This is a genomic window from Paraburkholderia sp. BCC1876 (assembly GCF_902833695.1).
In the GTDB taxonomy this organism is placed as follows: domain Bacteria; phylum Pseudomonadota; class Gammaproteobacteria; order Burkholderiales; family Burkholderiaceae; genus Paraburkholderia.
Window position 1 is genome coordinate 1,086,310 of the sequence record NZ_CADFGI010000002.1, and the last position, 24,409, is coordinate 1,110,718.

The 24,409-nt window shown below is 64.0% G+C and carries 23 protein-coding genes; 14 read left to right on the forward strand and 9 right to left on the reverse strand.

The annotated features are described in order from the left end of the window. Positions 1 to 187 precede the first annotated feature (187 nt). The 3 genes from HWY05_RS11275 (at position 188) to HWY05_RS11285 (ending at position 3,231) form a co-directional block, all read left to right on the forward strand. The gene (locus HWY05_RS11275) at positions 188 to 1,111 is read left to right on the forward strand and encodes a helix-turn-helix transcriptional regulator (RefSeq protein WP_176058362.1); all 924 of its coding nucleotides are present in this window, start codon (positions 188 to 190) and stop codon (positions 1,109 to 1,111) included. A 190-nt stretch (positions 1,112 to 1,301) separates the two neighbouring features. After that, a complete protein-coding gene (locus HWY05_RS11280; protein ID WP_176058363.1) occupies positions 1,302 to 2,705 on the forward strand; it encodes a glutamate--cysteine ligase in 1,404 nt (467 codons plus the stop codon). A 115-nt stretch (positions 2,706 to 2,820) separates the two neighbouring features. Further along, positions 2,821 to 3,231 carry an acyl-CoA thioesterase gene (locus tag HWY05_RS11285; RefSeq protein WP_035549650.1) on the forward strand — a complete coding sequence of 137 codons (411 nt, stop codon included), beginning with the start codon at positions 2,821 to 2,823 and terminating at the stop codon, positions 3,229 to 3,231. A gap of 106 nt (positions 3,232 to 3,337) precedes the next feature. On the opposite strand, the gene HWY05_RS11290 is transcribed toward HWY05_RS11285, so the two are convergent. Then, a complete protein-coding gene (locus HWY05_RS11290; protein WP_176058364.1) occupies positions 3,338 to 4,159 on the reverse strand; it encodes an AraC family transcriptional regulator in 822 nt (273 codons plus the stop codon). A 180-nt stretch (positions 4,160 to 4,339) separates the two neighbouring features. On the opposite strand from HWY05_RS11290, the gene HWY05_RS11295 reads away from it, so the two are divergent. Beyond that, complete coding sequence (locus HWY05_RS11295; protein ID WP_176058365.1) at positions 4,340 to 5,101, forward strand: alanyl-tRNA editing protein; 762 nt, start codon at positions 4,340 to 4,342, stop codon at positions 5,099 to 5,101. Positions 5,102 to 5,172: 71 nt separating this feature from the next. Here the strand turns inward: HWY05_RS11295 and pheA are convergent, their stop codons facing one another. The 5 genes from pheA to HWY05_RS11320 form a co-directional block, all read right to left on the reverse strand. Continuing rightward, a complete protein-coding gene (gene pheA, locus HWY05_RS11300; protein WP_176058366.1) occupies positions 5,173 to 6,138 on the reverse strand; it encodes a prephenate dehydratase in 966 nt (321 codons plus the stop codon). Continuing rightward, the gene (locus tag HWY05_RS11305) at positions 6,135 to 7,232 is read right to left on the reverse strand and encodes a 3-deoxy-7-phosphoheptulonate synthase (RefSeq protein ID WP_244146582.1); all 1,098 of its coding nucleotides are present in this window, start codon (positions 7,230 to 7,232) and stop codon (positions 6,135 to 6,137) included. Before HWY05_RS11305 ends, pheA begins: the two co-directional genes overlap by 4 nt. An 80-nt stretch (positions 7,233 to 7,312) precedes the next feature. Next, entirely contained in the window at positions 7,313 to 8,470 is a 1,158-nt protein-coding gene (locus HWY05_RS11310; protein ID WP_176058368.1) for an acyl-CoA dehydrogenase family protein, read from the reverse strand. 533 nt (positions 8,471 to 9,003) lie between these two features. Beyond that, positions 9,004 to 9,390 (reverse strand): LysR family substrate-binding domain-containing protein, encoded by a 387-nt coding sequence (locus HWY05_RS11315; RefSeq protein ID WP_176058369.1) that lies wholly within the window; start codon positions 9,388 to 9,390, stop codon positions 9,004 to 9,006. A gap of 264 nt (positions 9,391 to 9,654) precedes the next feature. Next, a complete protein-coding gene (locus HWY05_RS11320) occupies positions 9,655 to 10,353 on the reverse strand; it encodes an NUDIX domain-containing protein (protein WP_176058370.1) in 699 nt (232 codons plus the stop codon). Positions 10,354 to 10,487: 134 nt separating this feature from the next. Here HWY05_RS11320 and HWY05_RS11325 point away from each other — a divergent pair, with 134 nt between their 5' ends. The 6 genes from HWY05_RS11325 (at position 10,488) to HWY05_RS11350 (ending at position 15,057) form a co-directional block, all read left to right on the forward strand. Then, positions 10,488 to 11,312 carry a phosphoribosyltransferase family protein gene (locus HWY05_RS11325; RefSeq protein ID WP_176058371.1) on the forward strand — a complete coding sequence of 275 codons (825 nt, stop codon included), beginning with the start codon at positions 10,488 to 10,490 and terminating at the stop codon, positions 11,310 to 11,312. A 48-nt stretch (positions 11,313 to 11,360) separates the two neighbouring features. Further along, on the forward strand, positions 11,361 to 13,073 hold the full coding sequence (locus HWY05_RS11330) for a nicotinate phosphoribosyltransferase (protein ID WP_035549635.1): 1,713 nt from the start codon (positions 11,361 to 11,363) through the stop codon (positions 13,071 to 13,073). A 212-nt stretch (positions 13,074 to 13,285) separates the two neighbouring features. Further along, positions 13,286 to 13,576, forward strand: a complete 291-nt coding sequence (locus tag HWY05_RS11335) for a nucleotidyltransferase family protein (RefSeq protein WP_176058372.1) — start codon at positions 13,286 to 13,288, stop codon at positions 13,574 to 13,576. Beyond that, positions 13,573 to 13,959 carry a DUF86 domain-containing protein gene (locus HWY05_RS11340; RefSeq protein WP_176058373.1) on the forward strand — a complete coding sequence of 129 codons (387 nt, stop codon included), beginning with the start codon at positions 13,573 to 13,575 and terminating at the stop codon, positions 13,957 to 13,959. The genes HWY05_RS11335 and HWY05_RS11340 overlap by 4 nt, the downstream gene beginning before the upstream one ends. Before the next feature lie 59 nt (positions 13,960 to 14,018). Next, positions 14,019 to 14,597 (forward strand): YcxB family protein, encoded by a 579-nt coding sequence (locus tag HWY05_RS11345; RefSeq protein WP_176058374.1) that lies wholly within the window; start codon positions 14,019 to 14,021, stop codon positions 14,595 to 14,597. Next, a complete protein-coding gene (locus HWY05_RS11350; RefSeq protein WP_244146583.1) occupies positions 14,587 to 15,057 on the forward strand; it encodes a hypothetical protein in 471 nt (156 codons plus the stop codon). Before HWY05_RS11345 ends, HWY05_RS11350 begins: the two co-directional genes overlap by 11 nt. A gap of 81 nt (positions 15,058 to 15,138) precedes the next feature. Here the strand turns inward: HWY05_RS11350 and HWY05_RS11355 are convergent, their stop codons facing one another. Continuing rightward, positions 15,139 to 15,798 (reverse strand): NADPH-dependent F420 reductase, encoded by a 660-nt coding sequence (locus HWY05_RS11355; RefSeq protein WP_176058375.1) that lies wholly within the window; start codon positions 15,796 to 15,798, stop codon positions 15,139 to 15,141. A 131-nt stretch (positions 15,799 to 15,929) separates the two neighbouring features. Here HWY05_RS11355 and HWY05_RS11360 point away from each other — a divergent pair, with 131 nt between their 5' ends. The 4 genes from HWY05_RS11360 to HWY05_RS11375 all read left to right on the forward strand — a co-directional run bounded on the left by HWY05_RS11360 (position 15,930) and on the right by HWY05_RS11375 (position 22,375). Continuing rightward, a complete protein-coding gene (locus HWY05_RS11360) occupies positions 15,930 to 16,850 on the forward strand; it encodes a LysR family transcriptional regulator (protein ID WP_035549626.1) in 921 nt (306 codons plus the stop codon). A gap of 205 nt (positions 16,851 to 17,055) precedes the next feature. Continuing rightward, on the forward strand, positions 17,056 to 17,634 hold the full coding sequence (locus tag HWY05_RS11365; protein ID WP_176058376.1) for a DUF2760 domain-containing protein: 579 nt from the start codon (positions 17,056 to 17,058) through the stop codon (positions 17,632 to 17,634). Further along, positions 17,631 to 19,490: an Hsp70 family protein gene (locus HWY05_RS11370; protein ID WP_176058377.1), complete on the forward strand. Its 1,860-nt coding sequence runs from the start codon at positions 17,631 to 17,633 to the stop codon at positions 19,488 to 19,490. Before HWY05_RS11365 ends, HWY05_RS11370 begins: the two co-directional genes overlap by 4 nt. Then, the gene (locus HWY05_RS11375) at positions 19,487 to 22,375 is read left to right on the forward strand and encodes an Hsp70 family protein (RefSeq protein ID WP_176058378.1); all 2,889 of its coding nucleotides are present in this window, start codon (positions 19,487 to 19,489) and stop codon (positions 22,373 to 22,375) included. Before HWY05_RS11370 ends, HWY05_RS11375 begins: the two co-directional genes overlap by 4 nt. Here the strand turns inward: HWY05_RS11375 and HWY05_RS11380 are convergent. Both HWY05_RS11380 and HWY05_RS11385 read right to left on the reverse strand, forming a co-directional pair. Continuing rightward, positions 22,356 to 23,387, reverse strand: a complete 1,032-nt coding sequence (locus HWY05_RS11380; RefSeq protein WP_176058379.1) for a fimbrial protein — start codon at positions 23,385 to 23,387, stop codon at positions 22,356 to 22,358. The genes HWY05_RS11375 and HWY05_RS11380 overlap by 20 nt on opposite strands. 186 nt (positions 23,388 to 23,573) lie before the next feature. Next, positions 23,574 to 24,356 carry a glucose 1-dehydrogenase gene (locus tag HWY05_RS11385; protein ID WP_176058380.1) on the reverse strand — a complete coding sequence of 261 codons (783 nt, stop codon included), beginning with the start codon at positions 24,354 to 24,356 and terminating at the stop codon, positions 23,574 to 23,576. Between the last annotated feature and the right edge of the window lie 53 nt (positions 24,357 to 24,409).

The window sequence follows — 24,409 nt, forward strand, 5'->3', positions numbered from 1 at the left end:
GACGGTGCCATGTCGATCGTTTCGATCGTTGCGATCTCGTCGATCCCGTCGAAGTGACGTGTCGAATATCAGCCCATCCTTCCATTGAATACTCCATCTATCGGGCGACTTGCCATGACCCGCATTGTTGGACGTTCAATAGAAAAGCTGATAACGTTGTTTAGACAAAAAATAATGAATTCCAGCCATGCCATATCAGAAGACTACCCCGAGCAAGGCGCAGCACCTCCTGCACAAATCCGCGCATAAAAACGCGGACCACAGTGAGCCTAAAACCGCACGCAAAACAGCGACGCCGACCGCACCCGTCGCCCCGTCATCCGATCCGAGCGAACGCGCCGACGGGCCGGCGCTGATCGCCGTATGGGGCGAGCATGAAGGCGATAGCGACTATCAACTCGGCACGCGCGAAGTCGATTGGCATAACCATTTGCGCGGCCAGGTGTTTTGCGTCGAGAGCGGACTCGCGCATGTACGCACTCAGCACGGATCCTGGTTGTTGCCGCCGCATCGCGCCGGTTGGATCCCGCCAGGCGAATCGCATAAAGTCAGCATTAGCGGCGCAATGAGCGGCTGGAGCGTCGTGATCACGCCGGCGGCAAGCGCCAGCCTGCCGGAGCGGCCATGCGTGATCAGCATCAGCGAACTGATGCGAGCGTTGGTCAGGCGCGCGGTCTCGTGGGCCACGCAGTGCCGGCTCGATGCCGAACAGGAACGCATGAGCTTCGTGCTGCTCGACGAGATGCGCCGCGCGCCACATGAGCCGCTGCATCTGCCGATGCCCACCGACCGCCGGCTCGTGCGCATCGCCAACGCGATCCTCGGCCAGCCCGACGACACCCGCACGCTCGACGAATGGGCCGCCTGGGCCGGCCTGTCGGCGCGCACGCTGAGCCGTCTGTTTATCGCCGAGACCGGCAGCAGTTTCGCGCAGTGGCGTCAGCAGGCGTGTTTGACGCGCGCGCTCGAACGTCTTGCGCAAGGCGACAGCGTCGCCAACGTGGCCGACGCCTTGGGCTACGCGACGCCGAGCAATTTCATCGCCATGTTTCGCCGCTGTTTCGGCGATTCCCCCGCGCACTATTTCGCGAAACGCAAACCCTCGCTGTAACCCCCGTCCGACACCGTTTTCCTACACGGTGACGCGAAAAACCTGTCAACGCTATCAGTAGTCGCTTAGCAGCGGGCTAGATATAGTTAGTCCGTTGCGTCATAACGTGCGCGCTTCGCTCGAAGCGTCCGACACACTGATCAGGATCACTACCTGACGGTTTTCGCCCCCACTTATGTAGAGCTTACCCATGTCTAACGCCGTGGATTCAGACGAGACGCCTATCGTCTCCGTGCAGCAACTGGCCGACTACATCGCCGCGGGATGCAAAGACCGCGCGGCGTTTCGCATCGGCACCGAGCACGAGAAATTCCTGTTCGACCGCAACACGCTCAAACCGCTTTCGTATCACGGCAACGCGGGCATCGGCGCGGTGCTGCAACGGCTGCTCGAACAGCAAGGGTCGCCGATTCTCGACGACGGGCATCTGATCGGCGTGCGCTATGACGACGGCGCGGCGATCTCGCTCGAACCCGCCGGACAACTGGAATTGTCCGGCGCGCCGGTGGCGTCGCTGCATGACACGCAGACGGAACTGCACGCGCATCTGGACACCGTTAAGGCGATCGGCGAGCAACTCGGGTTCGAGGCGGCGCCGCTCGGTTTTCATCCGCTGATGCGCCGCGACGAGATGCCGTGGATGCCGAAGCGCCGTTACGCGATCATGCGCCGTTATATGCCGCAGGTCGGCACGCGCGGCCTCGACATGATGCTGCGCACCTGCACCGTGCAGGTCAATCTCGACTATGCGTCGGAAGCGGACATGGCGGCCAAGATGCGCGTGTCGCTCGCGCTTCAGCCGCTCGCCACCGCGCTATTCGCCAACTCGCCGTTTCGTGAGGGCCAACCGTCCGGCCTGATGTCGACGCGCGCCGACGTCTGGACCGACACCGATCACGACCGTTGCGGCATTCCCGCGCTGTTCATGTCGCGCAGCTTCGGTTTCGAGCGCTACGTGAACTGGTTGCTCGACGACGTACCCATGTATTTCGTGCGCCGCAACGACCGTTATATCGACGTGGCCGGCCACACGTTCCGCGATTTTCTCGGCGGGCGCATTCCCGGTCTCGAAGACGACACGGCGACGCTGGCCGATTTCGCCGATCACATGACGACGGCGTTTACCGAGGTGCGGTTGAAACGTTTCCTCGAAATGCGCGGCGCCGATGCCGGCACGCCCGCGATGATGGTCGCGCAGTCGGCGCTATGGGTCGGGTTGTTGTACGACGCGGGCGCGTTGTCCGATGCGCAGACGCTGACCGCCGGCATCAGCCGCGCGGAGTTGCTGGCGGTGCGCCGCGACGTTCCGCGCCTCGGTCTCGACGCGCGTCTGCAAGGCCGCACGCTGCGCGAACTCGCGGGCGACGTGGTGGCGATCGCGGCCAAAGGCTTACGCGCCCGAGCGCGGCATGACGCCGCCGGCGACGACGAAACGCAATACCTTGCACCGCTCCAGGACATCGCCGCAGGCGCGCCGAATCAGTCGGAGTACTGGCTCGCGCGTTTTCGCGAGGCATGGGACGGCGACGCCACGCGTATTTTTGGCGAGTTGTTGCAGAACGATCGCTCGGCGGAGTTTTTTGAAGTTCAGTAGCAATCAGGCAGGCGCATTAACCTGGCAAAAGCCAGGCAAAAACCAGGCATCAAGCAGGACGGCGAGACGCCAAGATCGAGCCGATACGACAATCACTTCTCATGTTGAGGCAACCATGTCAAAGCGACACTACGAAACACCGATCGACGTTAAGTACCGCGACACCGATTCGATGGGCCACGTGAGCAGCCCGGTCTATTACGACTACCTGCAGCATTCGTATTTGAGCTACATGTTCGATCTGCTGGACATGCCGCGCACGGAGAAACTGCCGCACATCATGGTCAAGACGCAGTGCGAATATCTGGCGCCCGCCATGTTCGGCGACAAGCTGACGGTCCGCTCCAGCGTCGTCAAATTCGGCAGCAAGAGCTTCGAGCTCGAACATGTGATGGAACGCGACGACAAGCAGATCATCGCGCGCGGCGCGTCCACGCATGTGATGTTCGATTACACGACCAATAAGACGGCGCTCGTGCCGGATGCATTCAAGGAACGGGTGATGACGTTTCAGGGTTCGCTGTAACGGGCGCGAGAAGCGCTTGGGTTTGAAATGAAACGACCCGGTCGCAGCCGCGACCGGGTCGTTTCAATTGCGGAGGACTTAACGCGGCGTCCGTACAGATCTTTTCTCAATCACCCCGCAAACGACTGGGCGTGATCCCCAGGCGGCTCCGAAACGCGGCCGTCATATGCGCGTGCGAAGAGAAACCGACCGCGAGCGCGATCTCGCGCAAATCATGACGCGAGCTTTCCAGTAGCACGCGAGCGGCGGCCAATCTGCGATCGATCAGGTAGCTATGCGGGCTCTTTCCGACCGCCGCCTTGAAGGCCCGAATGAAGAATGCCTCGGAGAGTCCCAGCGCGTCCGCCATCAGCTTGACGCTGATATCTTCGCCGAGGGTCGAGTCGATGATCTCGTCGATCTGCCGCAGGCGCGCGGAGGTCATCGAGCGGGCTTGCCGGGGCGCGCTCAATCCGCCATGAACAACGGAGTTGACGCGCTCCGCCAGAACGATGAGCTTTTCTTCCAGCAACAACGTGGCGGGTGCGTCCGTGAGCAACAAAGTCCGAATGGTTTGCGCGGCGTCGATCGCGATCGGATCGATGAAATCGTTGAACTGTCGCTGGACCGACACGCTGCCGGCAAGATCGCGAGACATGGTGACGCGCAGATATTCGCCCCCATCTTGCGACGACGAAAACACCGTGCAACCGCCAGGCACATAGGCCAGGCTGTTCGGCTTCGAGAAGAACGGCAACACACGATCGCTTGAAAACGCGTGATGGCCCCGCTGGCTTTCGAACGCGAAGCCGATCACCGCCTGGTCCGGGGTGTACATGACTTCATACGCATGTCGCGGCAATAGCTCGACGCCCCAGCGGCCGATCACGAGCCGCCGGCCCGCCTGCTGGCTTATCCGCTCCGGGTTCGGTGTTTCTGCCGTATTCATCGTCCCTCATGCGGGTTGAGCGATTGCGGAAACCACTGGTTGTTCGACGTGCCCGCGAGATGCGCCGACTTGTTCTTTGGGTCAGTTTTCTGACAACGCAGACGCCGCGATTCACTATCATCGCCTGAAATGCAGTCAGGCAGTCAAGCGACCGTTCTCTTTCTGGGCCTATCGGACATCATGTTTTCACTAAACCGGAAAACGCGCAAACTCTATTACGAGAACGCCGCCTTATCGGCGTGCGCCGCCAGGATCGTCAAGGTCAACGCAAACAGTATCGAACTCGATACGACGGTCGCCTATCCGGAAGGCGGCGGCCAGGAAGCCGATCATGGCGCGATTATTCTTGAGGATGGGCGCGCGTTGCGTTTCGTCGATGCGAGAAAAATGTACGGCAATTTCGCACGCATTCCCGATTTCCCGAGCATCCTCGTGGACGGCATTATCGAGCACGTGATTCATCCGGACGATCTCGCGTTGCTGAGCGAACTGGAGGTCGGCGCTGAAGCCACCGTGCGTATCGACCGGTTGCGACGCGCGCAGCTCTCGCTCAGTCATACGGCGTCACATCTGCTATATCTGGGCGTTAACGAGGTTCGACCCGATGCTATGCCGGGTCTGTTCGGTTGTCATATCAAGGTCGACGCCGCGCGCTTCGATTTCAGCGTGGAAACCCGCTTCACGGCCGACGAGCTTCAGGAAATCGAACGGATCGCCAACGCGTACGTGCTGCGCGGCAGTGAGGTCGTCACGTATCAGCATCCGTTGTATCGGGACGCGCGGTATTGGGCGTGCGAAGGTCAGGTGATTGCTTGCGGCGGGACGCATATCGCGTCGACGGCGCCAGTCGGACGCATTCAGGTACACCGGAAAAACCTGGGGCGTGGCAAAGATCGCCTTTCGTGTGACTTCGCGGAGTCGATGCCGGAGTTGCGGGCCTGAGCCACGGACCTTAGTCGCGTACCTCAGCCACCGCATTCACCAGGCGCCGCTCCGCCCGCGCAGCCTGACCGTCACAACACCGCACCACCACCCGGCGCCGCCGGAAACGAACCCAGCAAAACCAGCGCACGAGCATGCCGTTTCATCTGCGCGAGCGCGTGGGCCATCTGCACGTCATGCCGATGCCTGGGCAACTCGACGAAGAACCGGTATGCCCACAACTCGCTTCGAAGCGGCCGTGCGTCGAGCCGCGTCACCGGAATCCGATGCTCGGCCAGCGGCGCGAGCACGCGCTGCAGCGCCCCGCTGCTGTTCTCGAGTTCGACACACAACAGCGTGCGATCGTCGCCGGTGGGCGGCGGTTCGTCGCGGCCGATCACGTAGAAACGCGTGCTGTTGAAATGCTCGTCCTGAATCGCCGATGCGACGATCCGCAAGCCGTAGTGATGCGCCGCCCGCTGGCTGCCGATCGCCGCGTGACCCGCCGAACGCGCGGCAAGCTGCGCCGCCTGCGCATTGCTCGCCACCGCCTGTCGGGGCACGTCCGGCAGATGCGCGTCGAGCCAGCGCCGGCACTGCGCGAGCGCCTGTTCGTGCGCCGTCACACAGGTAATGCCGTCGAGCGCGCCATGCGCCGTCATCAGCATATGCCGCACCGGCAGCACGACCTCGCCGCTCACGGTCAGCCGGTTTTTCAGCAGCAGATCCAGCGTGCGTGCGACGATGCCTTCCGTCGAGTTCTCGACCGGCACGACGCCGTGACTCGCGCCGCCGTGCGCGACCGCATCGAACACGGCGTCGACGTTGGTGCAGGACATCGCGTCATGCGTCTCGCCGAAGCACAGCCGCATCGCGTCTTCGGTATAGGTGCCGCATGGCCCGAGAAAGGCGATCGCATTACGCTCGATTTCGCCGCAAGCCGGCGCGAGTTCGAGCAGGCGCGCGGCGTGTTGCGCGGCCTGCGGCGCGGCAACCTTCGGCGCAATAGCCGCCATAGCCGCAATAGGCGCGATTGGTGCATTCGGCGTCGCCATCATGCCGCCGACTGCAAGGACGACAACGACGGCAACGACGGCAAGCTTTCGCGCATCGGCGTCGCCTCGTGCCGCTGACGGCGCTGCCGCACGGCGTCGGCGAGTTTGCCCAGCAATGCTTCGGTCGCGTCCCAGCCGATACACGCGTCGGTAATGCTCTGACCGTAGGCGAGCGGCACGTCGGCCACCACGTCCTGGCGGCCGGGCAACAGATTCGATTCGATCATCACGCCGGCAATCCGCTCGCCGCCGCCGGCAATCTGCTCGCACAGCGAATCGCACACGCACAATTGTTTGTCGTGCTGCTTGCAACTGTTGCCGTGACTCGCGTCGATGACAACCCGCCCCGGCAGCCCACCCGCCGCGAGCGACGCGCAGGCTTCGGCGACGCTCTGCGCGTCGTAATTGGGCTGCTTGCCGCCGCGCAGCACGAGGTGACAGTCCTGATTGCCGCTGGTCGCGACCTTCGCGAACCGGCCGCTCTCCGTCACGCCGAGAAAATGATGCGCATGGCCGGCGGCGTGAATCGCGTCGATCGCGATCTTGACGTTGCCGTCCGTGCCGTTCTTGAACCCGATCGGACACGGCAAGCCCGAGGCCAGCTCGCGATGAATCTGCGACTCCGTGGTGCGCGCGCCGATCGCGCCCCAGCTCACCAGATCGGCCAGGTAGTGCGGCGTGGTCACGTCGAGGAACTCGGTCGCGACCGGCACGCCGGCCCGCGTAATGTCGAGCATCAATTGCCGGGCGAGCCGGATGCCGGCGTCGATCGCGTAGCTGCCGTCCAGATGCGGATCGTTGATCAGGCCTTTCCAGCCGACCGTGGTGCGCGGCTTTTCAAAGTACACGCGCATCACGATCTCGAGCTCGTCCTGCCACACATGCCGCTGCTTCGACAAACGCGCGGCGTATTCGAGCGCGGCGACCGGGTCGTGAATCGAACAGGGGCCGACGATCACGATCAGCCTGCCGCTGAGTCCCTGCAGGACCTCGGAAATCGCGCGGCGCGTTTGCATGACGGTGTGCAGGCTTTCGACGTCGCACGGCAACTGTTGCCTCAATTCCGCCGGCCCGATCACCGGCGTCGTCGCGCTCATGCCTCTTCCGATATCCCAACTCAACATAGACAGACCCCATGAGCGTGTCACGCCCGAGAGAAACCACGCGGCCGAACCGCTCAGCCTTGCGAGGACGATGCGCTGCCGGCGAGCCGCTGCATCTGGTTGAAAATATTCTTGCGGTGCATCTCTTCGGTGCCGCCGACGCTCGCAAACCCCATCGCGTCCTTCAGCAACGTGGCGATGCCGCCGTTGTGATAGCCGATGCTGCCGTACAACTTGACGAGGCTCGTGGCGTTGTCGATCAGATCGCTGGCGCCGACCAGCTTGGCCACCGAACACGCCAGCAGCGCCTCGGGATGCGCGTTCAGCAAACGGCCCAGCGCGCCGTAAGCGGCCCAGCGGCTGCGCTCCATGCCGATCTTCATGTCGACTAGACGCTTCTGGATATATTGATGCGAGTCGATCGTGCTTTTAAAGCTGGTGCGCTGCGCCGCGTAGTGCATCGCTTCGTCGACGAACGGCAGCGGCAGGTTCGCCGCCACCAGCCCGTAGTAAAGGCGGCCGAGCGAGATGATGTCGATCAGGTGGCCGAGGCCGCGCCCCGCCTGGCCGAGTATCTGCGACGCGTCGACGTGGATGTCGTCGAAGCGCAGTTCGCCGGTGGGCAGATTGCGGTTGCCGAGCTTGTCGTCCTGCGCGCCGATCACGAGGCCCGGCGTATCGCGATCGAGCAGCACCAGCGCGATGTTGCTCGACTCGCGCCGCTCCAGACGGCTCACCACGAGGATGAAGTCCATGATCGGCGCATGCGCGATGTTGTATTTGCTGCCGTTGAGGCGGTAGCCGTCCGGCGCCTCCGACAGCGTGGTTTCGATGCTGCGCACGTCGGTGCCGGTGGACGGCTCCGCAATGCCGGTCGCGCTGACCTTGCCGCGCATGATGGCGGCCAGATAACGCTCCTTCTGCAACGGGCTGCCGTGCCGCACCATCGCACGCACCATGCCGGCCTGGGCGATCACCGACAACAGCAGTTCCGGCGTACGGATCGTCGACGACAGCCCGTCGAGCGCGGCGGTGAAACCCCACCAGTCTTCGCCATGGCCGCCGTAGTCTCTGGGGACCACGAGATGCCAGAGCTGCTCGTCGCGCAAGCGGTTCCACCCGGCGTAATCGAAACCTTCCGGCTGCTGGTCGCGCGCTTTCGCAAGCTGCTCGCCAACCGCGGCGAAACGCTCGCGCAGTGTCAGTTGTTCGGGGGTCCAGTCGTGAAACATCGTGCGCCGCTCCGTCGATCAGATTTAAATGGACGGCATGGCGGAGTCCGCATCGGAAAATATGCGCTCTGATACCAGGCCGGTGATAGTCGAGTCGTTACCGCGCGCCGGATAAATCGCCGCTGTCATCCGGCTTTAACATTTTCTCTATCAGTCAAAATAATCGCGAGATTATGCATTTCGCAGATTTTTGCGAATTCAGCACCCCGGCTATTCGCACACGTCAAATTAACCGCGCGCCTGCAACCGGATCGGACTGTATTAATGGAGAATCGGATATTCACGCACAGCTATAGTGCATGGGAGATGTCGCCCTTATTTTGCGGCGAGCTGTATGCCCATTGATCGTGCTGCGGGTTGATTCGCTGGCTAGTCTACTCGCGGATCTTCTTGCTGTACGCCTGAGATTTCTGATAGGGGTCGAGCTGGTATCGCGAATGATATAAGGCGCGCCGGTTTATTCTCAGGAAACGAAGTGAGTAAAACAACGCGCACGCAGACTCGCCTTATATTTCCAGGATATGCCGCGATATTTATCGACATACATAAACCATTCCAAAGCCGTTCGCCCGGTGCGGATTCCCGTCAGCGCGCCGCAGCCGCGCCTTCCGCGCAGCGTTTCGCCAGCCGGACAGCACGATGCTTTGCAACGTAGCCGGCACGAGTGCGATAGCCAGCCCAGTCGCGGTCAGCCCGATCAATGTGGAAGCCTGTTGCGCCTCCTGCACGACCTCCGGGTCGAAGCCGCGTTTCGCGCATAGCGCGAGCGTCCACTGCGAAATCGTTACGCCCGCCTGGCGCGGATAGGCGATAAACGGCTCGCCGCGCAGATACTTCAGCTTGAGCGAGGCCGCCTTCGCCAGCCAATGCCCCGCATGCATCGCCACCAGTAATGGCTCTTCCGTCAGTGGCGTGAACATCAGTTCGGCGGCGGCGTGCTGCCACGACCTATCTGCGCACGTTGGGGGCGCCGCGCCAGTGTTCCTCGGCGGGGGGCGGCGCCGGTGTTTACCCATGGGATGTATGTGGGCACCGGCAGTTCGTCGACGGCGGTGCGGGTGGGGATGCGGACGTTGTTTTGAAGTGGGTGGCGCTTGTGGTGTGGCATGAGCGGCGTGTGCGGTGCGATGGCGCGCGCGCCGCACTGCAGCCGCCGCTTGCCGCTGCATGTCACGCCTCCCGCCCTACCAGAACGCCCGCCTGAACAGACTCAACCGATTCACCCTGAACAACCGCGCGGGCCGCTGATTGCCGCCCTGAAACTCGTCGGTGGCGATCAGGATATCGGCCTCGTCCGCCGCGTCGCCGGGTTGCAGATCCGCCACCTTGATCCCCAGTCGCGAGCGGAACGTGCCGCGCGACACCGTCTCGCCAAAAATCTGTTCGTAGATCGACTGCAGTTGCGTCAGCGTGAACAACTCCGGCAGCAGCCAGCACGGCAACGTCGAATAGCTCGCCTTGTTGCGCACCCGCTGCACCGCTTCCTCCACTTGCTCGGCATGATCGAATGCCAGTTTGGGCAGGTCGTCCACATCGTAGAACTGAAACACGCCCGCACCGGCCTCGCTCAATTCCGCATGCGGGATCAGCGCGACGTGCGACACGGCAACCGACCAGCCGCGCGGATCGCGCGCCGGGCCGCCGAACGTGCGCAGTTGCTCGAGATAGCGCGGTGCGAAGCCGGTCTTCTCCCCTAGCACGCGCTTCGCCGTCGCTTCCAGCGACGCGTCTTCGCCCACGTGGACATAACCACCGGGTAACGCCAGGCTATGCTTCGCGGGCGCTCGATCGCGCTGGTGCAAGGCCACCTTCAGCAGGCCCTCGTCCAGCGTCAGCAACACAATGTCAACGCTCACGTCCGGCGTGGTGTAGCTCTGTTTCATGGATCACTCCTGTGCCCGGTCCGAATATGCGTCGTGAGTATTTCCACCTACATAGTTGCAATTCTCAACTAAGTCATCTTATACTGGCAACCAGTTAGTCGGATATTCCGACGAAGCCGGACGGAGGATAACAAATGATTCAGGTTTTTGCCGTATCGAGCGATCGGGGTGAAGTGCCGCTGGAACTCCGCAAGCTGGTGTTCCCCGGCGGCGAGGTCAACGTCACCGTCGAACTGGGTAAGCCCGCGCACACGCTGCGCATTCAGGCGCATCTGCCCCACGCCGAGGCGGTCATGACGCTGCTGCTCGTGACCGACGCGCTGCGCCGCGGCTACCCTGGCACGCCGATCCTGTTGTCCCTGCCGTATGTGCCTTATGCCCGCCAGGACCGCGTGGCGAATGCGGGCGAAGCGCTCAGCGCGCGCGTCTTCTGCGACCTGATCAACACGCAGCAGTATGCGCAGGTCGAAGTGCAGGACCCGCATAGCGACGTCGTGACCGCCCTGCTCGACCGCGTGGTGATTGCCGATCCGTTGCCGTCGTTGCGCCGTGCGCTCACAAGCCTCGGCCTCGGCCTGGGCCGCGCTGCGCTGGTCGCGCCGGACGCCGGCGCCCGCAAGCGCGTCATGCACCTGGCGCACGCGCTGGAACTCGACGTGGTATTCGCCGAGAAAGTGCGCAACACGCAGACCGGCAAGATCACCGGTACTCAGGTGGTGGGCGATTTGCCCGACGCGCCGCTGCTGGTGGTGGACGATATCTGCGACGGCGGCCGCACCTTCACCGAACTCGCCGCGGCATTGCGTACCCGTCAGGCCGAACAGCGCCAGAGTCAGCCGCTGTACCTGTATGTCACGCACGGCATTTTCAGCAAGGGCCTCGCGCCGCTGCTCGAACACTACCAGACGGTTTTCACGCGCAACAACTGGACGAGCGACGCACGCTGCCAGCTGGTTTGAACCGAATCCGAACCTATCGTCTGAATCCGAACTCGCCAGGAGATGTTGATGAACGCCCCCGACCGCACGGAAGTCCTCGAAAAGAACCAACTCGTTCCGTTCAATCTCGCCGATTTCTACAAGACCGGCCACCCGTCCATGTACCCGAAAGCGACCACCAAACTCGTCGCGAACTTCACGCCCCGTTCCGCGAAGTACGCGCCGGTGCTGCGCGAACTGTTCGATGACAAGGTGGTGTGGTTCGGCCTCCAAGGCTTCATTCAGGAATTCCTGATCGATTTGTTCGGCGCCGAGTTCTTCCAGAAGCCGAAGGCGCAGGCCGTGCGCAAGTACAAGCGGCGCATGGATACCGCGTTGGGACCGGACGCCGTGCCGGTGGCGAGCCTCGAAGCGCTGCACGATCTCGGCCACCTGCCGCTTGAAATCCGCTCGCTGCCGGAAGGCTCGCGGGTCGACATCAAGGTGCCGCCGGTGATTTTCACTAACACGCACCCGGATTTTCCGTGGGTGTCCACCTACTTTGAAACGGTGGTGAGCTGCGAATCGTGGAAGCCGTCCACGGTCGCCACCATCGCGTTCGAATTCCGCAAGCTGCTGACCTACTTCGCGAACCTGACCGGCGCGCCGCTCGACTTCGTGAACTGGCAAGGTCACGATTTTTCGATGCGCGGCATGAGCGGCGTGCACGACGCCATGCGTTGCGGCGCGGGTCACCTGCTGTCCTTCACCGGCACGGACACGATCCCTGCGATCGACTATCTCGAGGACCACTACGGCGCGAATGCGGAGCGTGAGCTCGTCGGCGGTTCGATTCCGGCGTCGGAACACAGCGTGATGGCGCTGCGCATTCTGCTGACGCAGCAACGCCTCGAACGCGATCCGGCGCAAGCCATGCTCGACCCGAAGGCGCTGCGCCGCAAGGCCGAACTGGAAGTGATCCGCGAGTTCGTCACCGAAGGCTACCCGCAAGGAATGGTCTCGCTCGTCAGCGATACGTTCGACTTCTGGAACGTGATGACGGTGATCGCCAAAGAACTGAAGGCGGATATTCTCGCCCGCCGGCCGGACGCGTTGGGCAACGCCAAGGTGGTGTTCCGCCCCGACTCCGGCGATCCGGTGAAGATCCTCACCGGCTATACCGACGACGAACTCGTGCTGGACAGCGACGGTAAGCCCGCCGTTACTGAAACGGGCCGCTACACGGTCAAGGAAAGCGGCGAGACGATCAGCGAAGCGGAGCGCACCGGCGCGGTGGAGTGCCTGTGGAATATCTACGGCGGCACCACCACCGAGAAAGGCTACAAGGTGCTGGATTCGCACGTCGGGCTGATCTACGGCGACTCGATCACGCTGACGCGCGCGCGCGACATCATGTTGCGCATGGCGGCCAAGGGGTTCGCTTCGTGCAACGTGGTGCTGGGCATCGGCAGCTACGTGTATGGGATGAACTCGCGCGACACCTTCGGCTATGCGCTCAAGGCGATCTACGCCGAGGTGGATGGCGAAGCGGTCGACATCTATAAAGACCCGGCCACCGACGACGGCACCAAGAAGTCCGCGAAGGGGCTGCCGCGTGTCGAGAAGGAAGGCGATCACTTCGTGCTGTACGAACAGCAGACGGTCGAGCAGGCTGAAGGCGGTGCGCTGGTGCCCGTGTTCCGGAATGGCGAATTGCTGGTGAGGCAGTCGCTGGCGGAGATTCGCGAGCGCTTGCAGTCGTCGTGGACGTGTCCGGAGGCGGGGTCGATTGTTTGGGGGTGAGGATGCGGGTGAGCCCTGGTGCGATGGTGTGCCGGGGCGAGCAATCGTCCCGATCCTCCCATTGCCGGTGAAAACGCGGGCTTGCGGCCAGCGTGCCCGCCAGTCGCGCGTGGCGGGGGCAATCGAGGCGTTACAATTCTCGACTATAGTTCTTGAAGCGGTATTCTCAGTCTCTTACCCTTTCAGCGGGTTTCGATAAGGAAAGACGCACTATGCGACCGTCCGTTGTGCTTGATCTCAAGCGAAGCGCTGTGCGCGAAGCAGCGAGTCGCTTCCGCACAGTGAATCCGCGCGTGTTCGGCTCGGTGCTGCATGGCACCGACCAGGACGGCAGCGACCTCGATCTGCTGGTCGATGCATTGCCCGGCGCCACCTTGTTCGATCTGGGCGGGCTACAGGACGCGCTTGAATCCTTACTCGGCGTCCATGTCGATCTTTTGACGCCTGCCGACCTGCCGCCGAAGTTCCGCGCCAAGGTCCTTGCGGAGGCCAAGCCGGTATGAGCGAGAACCGCCTTCCCGACTACCTGGATCACATGCAGCAGGCCGCGACGGACGCGATCAGTTTCCTGGATGGGTTGAGTAAAGACAGTTTCCTCGAAGACAAGCGCACTCAGCAGGCGGTCATCATGAGTCTCATCATTATCGGTGAGGCTGCAACGAAGGTGATGGACGGCTACGCGGAGTTCGCCAATGCCCATGCCGGGGTGCCGTGGCGCAGCATGCGCGGCATGCGTAACCGTATTGCTCACGGCTATTTCGACATCAACCTCGACGTGGTGTGGGACACCGTGCAAACAGCACTGCCCGATCTGTTGAAGCAACTGTCTGCCGCGCACCTGGATGCCGAAAGTAAAACCGGCGACGACGACCGGACGCAGTCATGACCGCAATAGAACGCGTTTCCTGACGCCATCAGCATTGCTCGTGTCCGCTAGACAAAAAAATGACCAACTCCGACACGCAGCTCCCCTTTCAAGTCTCCGTCACCTTGACGGATGAAGACTTTATCGCCGCGCATGTCGTGCTTTATTCGGCGAAACGCACGCTGCGCAGACGGCTTCGTTCGATCGGGATTGCCGCGGTAGTCGGCGGACTCGCCGGCTGGTATTGGTCCGCAACGCATGTCGACATATCGATCGCAACAAGCATCGCCGCTTGCGCGATTGCGGCCGCCGCGCTGGCGTTCTGCAACGACGCGTATTTCGCCCCCCTCTTCCTGCGCGGTATCGCGCGGGCCGGCCTCAAAGCGCGGATCAAACGCGGCGCGGTGCCGTTTCTCGGTCTGCAGCAAGTCACCTTCGACGCAACCGGCGTAACCGGCGAGTCGACGCTATCAAGCCTGCGTCTGAACTGGTCGAGCCTGACCTCGCGCGCGGACGACGCCGAGCGCATCTATCTGTTCGCAGGCGGCTCCGCGTTCGTCGCGCTGCCGCGTCGCGATTTGCTGCCGACGCAGCTCGCGGCAATCGAGCGTGTGATCGCGCGATATATGCCGGTGAGGGACCGCAGCGTTGAACGATGAACCGAACGGCGCATCATGCGTGACGCCCATCCAGCGCTTCACACTTGAACAACACCACGGCCCCTATGAATCATGGCCGCCCGCGTCGCGCCTGATCGTCGACGGCAATACGCTGCCGCTCGCGATTCCCGGCTACACGTTGCTGTTCCAGTTCGACACGCCATCCGGCTATCTATTCGCCACCGACTTCGATTGCCTGTTCGAAGAAGCGGCGGCGTTCGTGCTGGTCAGCAAGGACCTGCAGCGCGTGCTTGCCGTCCGTCAGATCGGCGCGCCGTATTGTTCGTTCTGGCTGGAGGACATCCGCTGGACGGACAGCACGCATTTCATCGCGACGTTCGCCGACGATCCGAACCGCTGGTTCTTCACAATCCGCGAACACGGGATCACGTGGCGCGGCCTCAGGTGGCTGTGTCCGCGCCTGATGATGCGAAGGATCAAAGCATCCAGCGAAGCATGAATCGATAGCGCGGCGCCGCAACCGCCCTCCAGACTGCGCCGCGCCTTCACCCTTCGCTCCCTCCCTCGCCGCAACCGCCCCTCACTTGCGCCACGACCCATGCGGCAACTCGACGTCCCGCTGCGCCGCCGCCAATCCCGCAACCATCCCATCACGGTCGAACGGAACGCAATACACCGGCTTCGCCCGTTCAAAGCGCCAACTATCCCGCAACGCGCCGACGTCGACCGGATCGAAGCCAAACTGATCCATCAGCCCACTCACGACCTGTTTCGCCGCCGCGTCATCGCCCGCGAACGGCAAAGCGCGACGCTGCGGCGCACCAACCGGCCGACCGTCTGTGTGCAGATCCGCAGCCAGAATCGCGTTGAACGCCTTCACCACCTTCGAGCCCGGCAACAAAGCGGCCAGCATCTGGCTGGTCGTAGTCGTACGCTCGTCGAGCGCCGCGATAGGGCCGTCGCGCTCCGGATAGTAGTTGCACGTATCGATCACGATCTTGCCGTCGAGCGCGGCGACCGGCAGCGCGCCGATCTGCGAAAACGGCACGGCCATCACGACCACGTCACCGAAACTCGCCGCCTGTTGCGCGGTGCCGAGCGCGCAACCGAGCGCGGCGGCAGTGCTCATCAAGGTCGATGGATCGCGCGAATTGCTGATCATCACGTCATGCCCGCTCTGCTTCGCGAGGGTTGCCATCGCGCGGCCGATAAAGCCCGCGCCGAGAATGCCTATCTTCACGTTTCACACTCCATCACTGGTTGAGGACCGCGCCGTCGAGCGCGCCTGTCGGTGAGAAACACTATGATTCAAAACTTCAACATGATAAACACGCATGATCCGACGATTGTCGAAACCACAAGTAGGGAATCATGGACCGTCTGACCAGCATGGCCGTGTTCGTCAAAACCGCGGACAGCGGCTCGTTCGCCGCGGCCGCGCTCGCGTTCGGCATCTCGTCACAGATGGCGGGCAAGCACGTGAGCACGCTGGAAGAGCGCGTCGGCGCGCGCCTGCTCAACCGGACCACACGCCGCCAGAGCCTCACCGAAATCGGCCAGATCTTCTACGAGCGCTGCAAGGCGCTGCTCGCAGATGCCGAAGCCGCCGAATCGGTCGCGCAGGAACTGTCGGCCTCGCCGCGCGGGCGCCTGCGCATTACCGCGCCGGTCACGTTCGGCGCCAATTGCCTCGCGCCGATGATCGCCCGTTATCTGAAGGGCCATCCGCACGTGCGGGTCGACCTGACGCTGACCGACCGCTTCGTCGATCTGATCGACGAAGGCTACGAGGCCGCGATCCGGCTCGGCGCGCTGACGGATTCGTCGCTGATCGGCCGGCAACTGATGCCGTACCGGCTGCTCGTGTGCGCCTCGCCCGACTATCTGGCGGAGCACGGCGAGCCGCGAACGCCCGCGGAATTAGCCGATCATGCGTGCCTGAGCTTCGTCTACATGACCCGGCCGGTCGCGATCGAATGGCATTTCTCGGACGCGCACGGCGAGTACGTGGTGCCGGTCTCGGGCCCGTTTCACGCCAACGACGTGAAAGCGCTGCGCGCCGCCGCGCTCCACGGCGCGGGCGTGATGCTCGCGCCCGAGGTGGCCGTGCAGGAGGATCTCGCCGCAGGCCGTCTGGTGCGCCTTCTGCGCGACTACGAAACGCCCGCCCGGCCGATGCATCTGGTGTTCCCAGCGAGCCGTGCGACCCCGAAACTGCGGGCCTTCATCGACCAGGTGGTCGCGGAATTCGGTCCCGACACGGTGCAGGACGGCCAGTTCGAAGCGACCTGACGGCGCTTGAATCCGGCTCTTCAAAGTCCGCCAAATTACGCGCGCCGAACGCTAGAATGCCCGGCTTTGTCCGCGTCGGACCCGCCGCAAGGCAAAATACGGGTCTCGCACGCGCCAACCACGGCCCGATGAAGCCTCGCCAGGCCCGTCGCGTGCGGCACAGTCAGGACAGCTCGTCCTTTAACAGAGCCTCTCAGGAGCATTGATGACCGATTCGAACCCATCCTTCCTCGGCAGGATTTCACTTGCCGTCGGCACGTTTTTTAGCATTCTCGGCGACGGTGAATTTGCTGCCGGCGTACTGCGTCTGCGTCAAGGCGGCACGACCGCTGCCGCCACACCGGCTCCGGCGCCCACACCTGCGCCCGCCCCCGTTGCAGCCCCCGCGCCCGTGCTGAAAACCGCCAGCCCCGACGCCGCGCTGCAACTGCTCGGCCTGCTGCAACGCGACGCACGCTTCATCGATTTCGTCGAAGAAGACATCAAGAGCTACAGCGACGCCGACATCGGCGCGGCCGCGCGCCTCGTGCACGACGGCTGCCGCACGACGCTGCGCGAGCATTTCACGATCCGTCCGGTGCGCGACGAAGCCGAAGGCAGCCGCATCACGCTGGCCGAAGGCTTCGACGCCAGCTCGGTTCGCCTGACCGGCAACGTGGTCGGCAAGGCGCCGTTCAACGGCAGCATCAGCCACCGCGGCTGGCGCGTTGACGAGGTGCGTCTGCCGAAACTCGCCGAGAGCCACAACGCGAACGTCATCGCACCGGCCGAGGTGGAACTATGAGCGACGCCCGCTATTCGATCGGTATCGATCTCGGCACCACGCACTGCGCGCTGTCGTACGTCGACACCAGCGCCAGCGACGGCGAGAAAACCACGCAAGGCGTGCTGCCGATCGCGCAACTTACCGGCCCCGGCGCGATCGACAATCTCGATCTGCTGCCCTCGTTCCTGTATTTGCCGCACCCGGACGAACTGGCGTCCGGCGACCTGTACCTGCCGTGGACCGGCCAGCGCGAATTCGCGGTCGGCGAGTTCGCCCGCAATCGCGGCGCGGCCACGCCGATCCGGCTGGTGTCGAGCGCGAAGAGCTGGTTGTGTCATCCGGGCGTCGACCGGCGCGCGGCGATTCTGCCCAACGACGCGCCGCCGGAAGTCGCGCGCGTCTCGCCGCTCGAAAGCTCGGTGCGCTATCTGACGCACTTGCGCGAAGCATGGGATCACGCGCATCCGGAGGCGCCGTTCAGCCAGCAGGACGTCACGGTGACGATCCCGGCCTCGTTCGATCCGGCCGCGCGCGAACTGACCGCCGAAGCCGCCGAGGCCGCCGGCTTCGCCCGCATGACGCTGCTCGAAGAACCGCAGGCCGCGCTGTATAGCTGGATCCAGAAGAGCGGCGGCCAATGGCGCAAACAGGTGAAGGTCGGCGACATCATCCTTGTGGTCGACGTGGGCGGCGGCACGACCGACCTCTCGCTGATCGCCGTGATCGAGCGTGAAGGTAATCTCGAACTGCATCGCGTCGCGGTCGGCGAACATATTCTGCTCGGCGGCGACAACATGGACCTCGCGCTCGCGCACGTCGTCGCACGCAAGCTGGCGGCGCAAGGCACCCAGGCCGACGCGTGGCAATTGCGCGCCCTCACCTACGCGTGCCGCTCGGCCAAGGAAACGCTGCTCAGCGATCCAGCCACCGACACCGTGCCGCTCGTCGTACCGAGCCGCGGCTCGAAGCTGATCGGCGGTTCGATCCGCACCGAACTCACGCGCGCCGAACTGACACAAACAATCCTCGAAGGCTTTTTCCCGCAGGTAGATAGCGCGGCGCGTCCGGTGAGCCGCGCGCGCGCCGGTCTGACGCAACTCGGTCTGCCGTATGCGCAGGACGCGGGCATTACGCGGCATCTGGCGGCGTTCCTCGGCCGCCAGGTCGGCGCGCTGGCCGAACTCGAAGGCCTCGGCGAGGCGGCGGCCCACGCCGCCGCGCAAGGCGCGAGCTTCCTGCATCCCACCGTGGTGCTGTTCAACGGCGGCGTGTTCAAGTCGCCGCTGCTGGTCGAACGCATCATGGGCACGCTCAACAACTGGCTCGCGGCGGAAAGCGCGGCGCCGGCACGACTGCTCGAAGGCGCCGATCTCGACCTCGCGGTCGCACGCGGCGCGGCCTACTACGGCTACGTGCGACGCGGCCAGGGCGTGCGGATTCGCGGCGGCACCGCGCGGGCGTACTACATCGCGATCGAATCGGCCATGCCCGCCGTGCCCGGCCTCGAACCGCCGATCCAGGCGCTGTGCGTGGCGCCCTTCGGCATGGAGGAAGGCACCGACGCCGAGTTGCCCGCGCAGGAGTTCGGTCTTGTAGTCGGCGAGCCGGTGCACTTCCGTTTCTTCGGCTCGTCGGTGCGTCGTCAGGATCAGGTCGGCACGCTGCTCGACTTCTGGGGCCCGGATGAATTGCAGGAACTCGAAGAGATCCAGGCAACGCTGCCGGCCGCCGGCCGCACCGCCGGTGAAGTCGTGCCGGTGAAGCTGCACGCGCGCGTGACCGAAACGGGCACGCTCGAACTCGAAGCGATACCGCGCGGCACGGACGCGCGCTGGAAAGTCGAGTTCGACGTGCGCGGCAACGCGAATGCATGAGTGAGATGAAGCGGTATAGCGTCGGTATCGATCTCGGCACCAGTAATACGGTGCTGGCTTATGCGCAGGTGGGGTCGCAGTCGATCCACGTGTTCGAGATCGAGCAACTGGTCAGCCCCGGTGAAGTGGCGGCGCGGCCGTTACTGCCTTCGGTGCGGTATCACGCGGCCGAAGGTGAACTGGCCGCGGGCGATGTGCAGTTGCCGTGGTCGTCGGTGGAACGCAGCGCCGACGCTTCTACGCCGCCGGTCGTGATCGGCCGCCTCGCGCGCGTGCTCGGCGCTCAGGTGCCGGGACGGCTGGTGGCCAGCGCGAAGAGCTGGCTGTCGCATGCATCAGTTGATCGCGTCGCGCCGATCCTGCCGTGGGGCGCCGCCGACGACGTCCGCAAAGTCTCGCCGGTCGAAGCCAGCGCGAGCTATCTCGCGCATGTGCGCTCGGCGTGGAACCAGCGTTATCCGGATGCGCCGCTCGAACAGCAGGACGTGGTGCTCACGGTCCCCGCTTCGTTCGACGAAGGCGCACGCGCGCTGACCGTGGCCGCGGCGCGCATGGCCGGGCTACCCAAACTGAAACTACTGGAAGAGCCGCAAGCGGCCTTCTACGACTGGCTGTTTCATCATCGCGAACGGCTGGCGGACGAACTCGCGGCGTCCCGTCTCGTGCTGATCTGCGACGTGGGCGGCGGCACGACCGACCTCACGCTGATCGCCGTCGACGTGCGCGACGGCGAACCGCAGTTGACCCGCATCGGCGTGGGCAATCATCTGATGCTCGGCGGCGACAACATGGATCTCGCGCTCGCGCATCTGATGGAAGCGCGGCTGCCGGGCGGTGGCGAACGCGCGCGGCTGTCGGCGGCGAGTTTGTCGCAACTGGTCGAGCGTTGCCGCGCGGCGAAGGAACAGTTGCTCGGGCCGCAGGCGCCCGACTCGGCGTCGATCACGCTGCTCGGCGCGGGCTCGAAGCTGATCGGCGGCGCGCGTAGTGCGCAGGTCACGCGGGACGAAGTGGAGCGGATCATCGTCGATGGCTTCTTTCCGGCGGTGGCGTCGCATGAACGGCCGGGTAGACCGCGTGGCGCGATCGTCGAATTCGGTTTGCCATATGCAACCGATGCGGCGGTGACGCGGCATATCGCGGCATTTTTGAGCCGGTTTGCGGCGCAGTCGCGTCAGGCGTTGGGCGCGGGCAATGCCGCGGAAACTCCGGCAACAGACACGCTCGCCCCATTGCCGATTCCCGACACGCTGCTGCTCAACGGCGGCGTATTCCGCGCCGAAGCCCTCACGCGACGTCTCGCCGACACCCTCGGCGCGTGGCGCGGCGAAGCGCTCAACGTGCTGCACAACGACAACCCCGACGTCGCCGTCGCGCGCGGCGCGGTCGCCTATTCACTGGCGCGTGCGGGCGCCGCGCCGAAAATCGGCGGCGGCTCGCCGCGCAGCTACTTCCTCGTTCTTGAGGAAAGCGGCGAACGCGCGAGCGAACGCACCGATGCGAACACCGAAACCAACACCGCCGAACCCGCGCAACGCGGCATCTGCCTGCTGCCGCGCGGCACCGAGGAAGGCCAGGAAATCCTGATCGCGGACCGCACGTTCGCGTTGCGCCTCGGCCACCCTGTGCGCTTCCACCTGGTGTCATCGAGCGCGGACGCGGTCTATCGCGCCGGCGAGCTGATCGATCTCGCCGATGGCGATTTCGTGCGCCTGCCGCCGATCGCCACTGTCGTTCAACCGCGCGGCGCGAGCACCCCACGCGAAACCGTCGTGCGGATCGCCACCTCGCTCACCGAAGTCGGCACGCTCGACGTGCACTGCATCGAACTCGACGATCCCGCGCAACGCTGGCTGCTCGAATTCCAGTTGCGCGGCGACACCGCGCAGGTGAATCTCGCCGCCGATCCGGCACAAGCGCGGCATCCGCGGCTTGACGACGCGATCGAACAGATCGACCGCAGTTTCGGCACGCGCGCGCAGAAAATCGACCCGAAAGAAGTCAAGCGGTTGCGCGCGCAACTTGAGCAACTGCTCGGACCGCGCGACGGCTGGAACAGCGCGCTGCTGCGCGAACTGTTCGGCGCGCTGTGGGAACGCGCGCGGCGTCGGCGGCGTTCGGCGGATCACGAGCGGCTGTGGCTGAATCTGGCCGGCTATTGCGTACGCCCCGGCTTCGGCTATCCGCTCGACGCATGGCGCGTCGAACAACTCTGGACTTTGTTCGACGACGGCATTCAATACATCAACGAAAGCCAGGTCTGGTCCGAATGGTGGACGCTGTGGCGGCGCGCGGCCGGCGGTCTCGACGAAAGCGCGCAACTGCGCGTGCTCGACGCGATGGCGTATCTGCAAAACGCCGCGCAATCGCGTCACAAGCTGCCGTTCGACGTCGCGAAAACCGGCATCGCCGATATGGTGCGGCTGAGTGCATCGCTTGAACGGATTCCTGTCGAGCGCAAGATCGAACTCGGCGAATCCGTGCTCGCGCGGCTGCAAAAGGCCGCCGAAAATCATCAAAGCTGGTGGGCGGTCGGACGGATCGGCGCGCGGCGACCGTTCTACGGCAGCGCACATAGCGTGGTGCCGCCCGAGATCGCCGCGCAGTGGCTGAACGCGATACTCGCGCTCGACTGGAAGAAGGTCGACCCAGCCGCCTTTGCCGCGACGCAGATCGCCCGCATGACCGGCGACCGCTCGCGCGACCTCGCCGACGATTTACGTCATGTAGTCGTGCGGAGGCTCGAAGCGGCCAACGCGCCGCGCGCGTGGATCACGATGGTGAGCGAGAGCGTCGAACTCGATAACGCCGACGAAGGCCGCGTGTTCGGCGAGTCGCTGCCGGTGGGGTTGAAGCTGATCGGGGCTATTGATAGCTCATTGTGAACATCGCGAGCCCTTTCACCGTGCCGCCACTCACCGGCCCCGTGCGCACATAGCGCGCGCTCAACGGAATGCGGTTCGCCCCGGCGCTCATTTTTCCAACGAACGAAACATTCACGTCGCCGCTGTCCGGATCGTGCGGACCGAACGACAACGCTCTCGACTCCGACATGATCTGCATCCCCACGCCTTTGGCGGTCGACCCTGCCGCAGCGCTCAGGATCGTCGACCGGTTACCCGGGTTCGACGCGTCGTCGAGCGACAGATAGGCACTCGCCGACGCGGCGCAATTGAGCCCGATTGAAAACGGTGCAGCGCCGGCACTCGCCAGGTTCGACGGCGACACGCGCGGCGGCAACGCAACCTGAATCGCCCGGGTCGTGACGCTGCATGTGCCGGCCGTGAACATACTGCCGGGTGTCACGTGCTGCGTCCTGCTGACCGTATCGAAGCAGCGGCCGGCAAAGGTGACGGTGAGGCTCGGAATCGTCGTCAACGTGCCGCCGCCGAGCGGCCCCGTCACCACGAGTTCGGCCATGATGTGGTACTCGGCGGCATGGCTGACAGGTGGGAAAAAAACCGTGGAATACGGCGCGTTCCTGAACTGACCTTTCGATTGACGCTTGATCGAATAGCGCACGCCCAGGCCGGGCACATTGGTCGTGAAGAGTGAGGCTGAACCGGATGCCAACGTCCCGTTCACCGCGACCGTCTCGAAGATCCTGCAGAGAACCTGCGGCGTGCCCAGGCCGACCTCATGGGAAGCCGATTGCAACACCTGTCCCACCGATGGGTTGTTCGGAACCCGGATCGTCGGCGCAAACGCGAGGTTGGACAGCGACGTTCCGTTGCCCGGAAACCTGATCGAGCCGGTGAACGCCACTGCGCCGCTCGCGTACAGGAGCGCAGCGGCAAGCACGCCGGCACGCGCCGTGGCGAACCGTGTTCTGCACGAAGCGGTATTCGCGCACCTTCCACCGAACCCTCCGGCGCCCGGATTAACCCGATCGAACATCTTGACGCTCCGCGTTACCGCATGGATAGCAGGCGCCCATGCTAGCCATCGCGGCGGCGAAAAACCATGAGACCGATGTTCGCATCCATCGCCCATAAAAAACCCGTCGTATCGTTGCCGATGGACGGGTTTCTTTTTGCAGCGCCGGTCATTGCGCGGCTAGCGCCGCTGCGTCGCCGCTCGCCTTTACACCTGCGCCATGCCGCCATCCACAAACAATTCGATGCCCGTGATGTAGCTCGCGTCATCGGACGCCAGGAACGATACCGCCTTGGCGATCTCATCGGCTTCGCCGACGCGGCCCAGCGGCGTCGTGTCGCTGACATGCTGGCGATAAGCTTCGATCTGCTCGTCGCTCATCTTCAGTTCGGTTTTATAGGCGGGCGTCACCACCACGCCCGGCGCGACCACGTTGACGCGAATGTCGCGCCCCTTCAGATCCGACGCCCATGTCCGCGCGAACGAACGCAACGCCGCCTTGGTCGCGGCATACACGCCAAAAGCCGGCACGCCCTGAATCGACGTGATCGACCCCGTCAGCACGATCGCACTGCCCGGCTTCATCAGCGGCAACGCTTTCTGCACCGTGAACAACGTGCCCTTGACGTTGATATCGAAGTACTTGTCGAACTGCTCCTCGGTAATCGCGCCGAGCGGTGAAAACTCGCCGCCGCCCGCGTTCGCGAACAGGATATCGAGCCGCTGATGCGCGGCCTGTACCGTGCTGAACATGCGGTCGAGGTCGGCGGCCGACGCAATATCCGCGCGAATCGCCACGGCGCCGTGACCGATCTGCTCGACCGCGGCGTCGAGTTCGGCCTGACGGCGGCCGGTGATAAAGACCTTCGCGCCTTCCTGCGCGAAACGCACCGCGGCCGCAAGGCCGATACCGCTGCTGCCGCCGGTCACGAGCGCGATCTTGCCCGCGTGTTTGCTGGTGTTGACGTTTTCAAGTGTGGACTGGTTCATGGAAAGCTCCTGGGTGACATCCGTTGAGTTCGTTAAGTTCGCTGAGGTCGCTT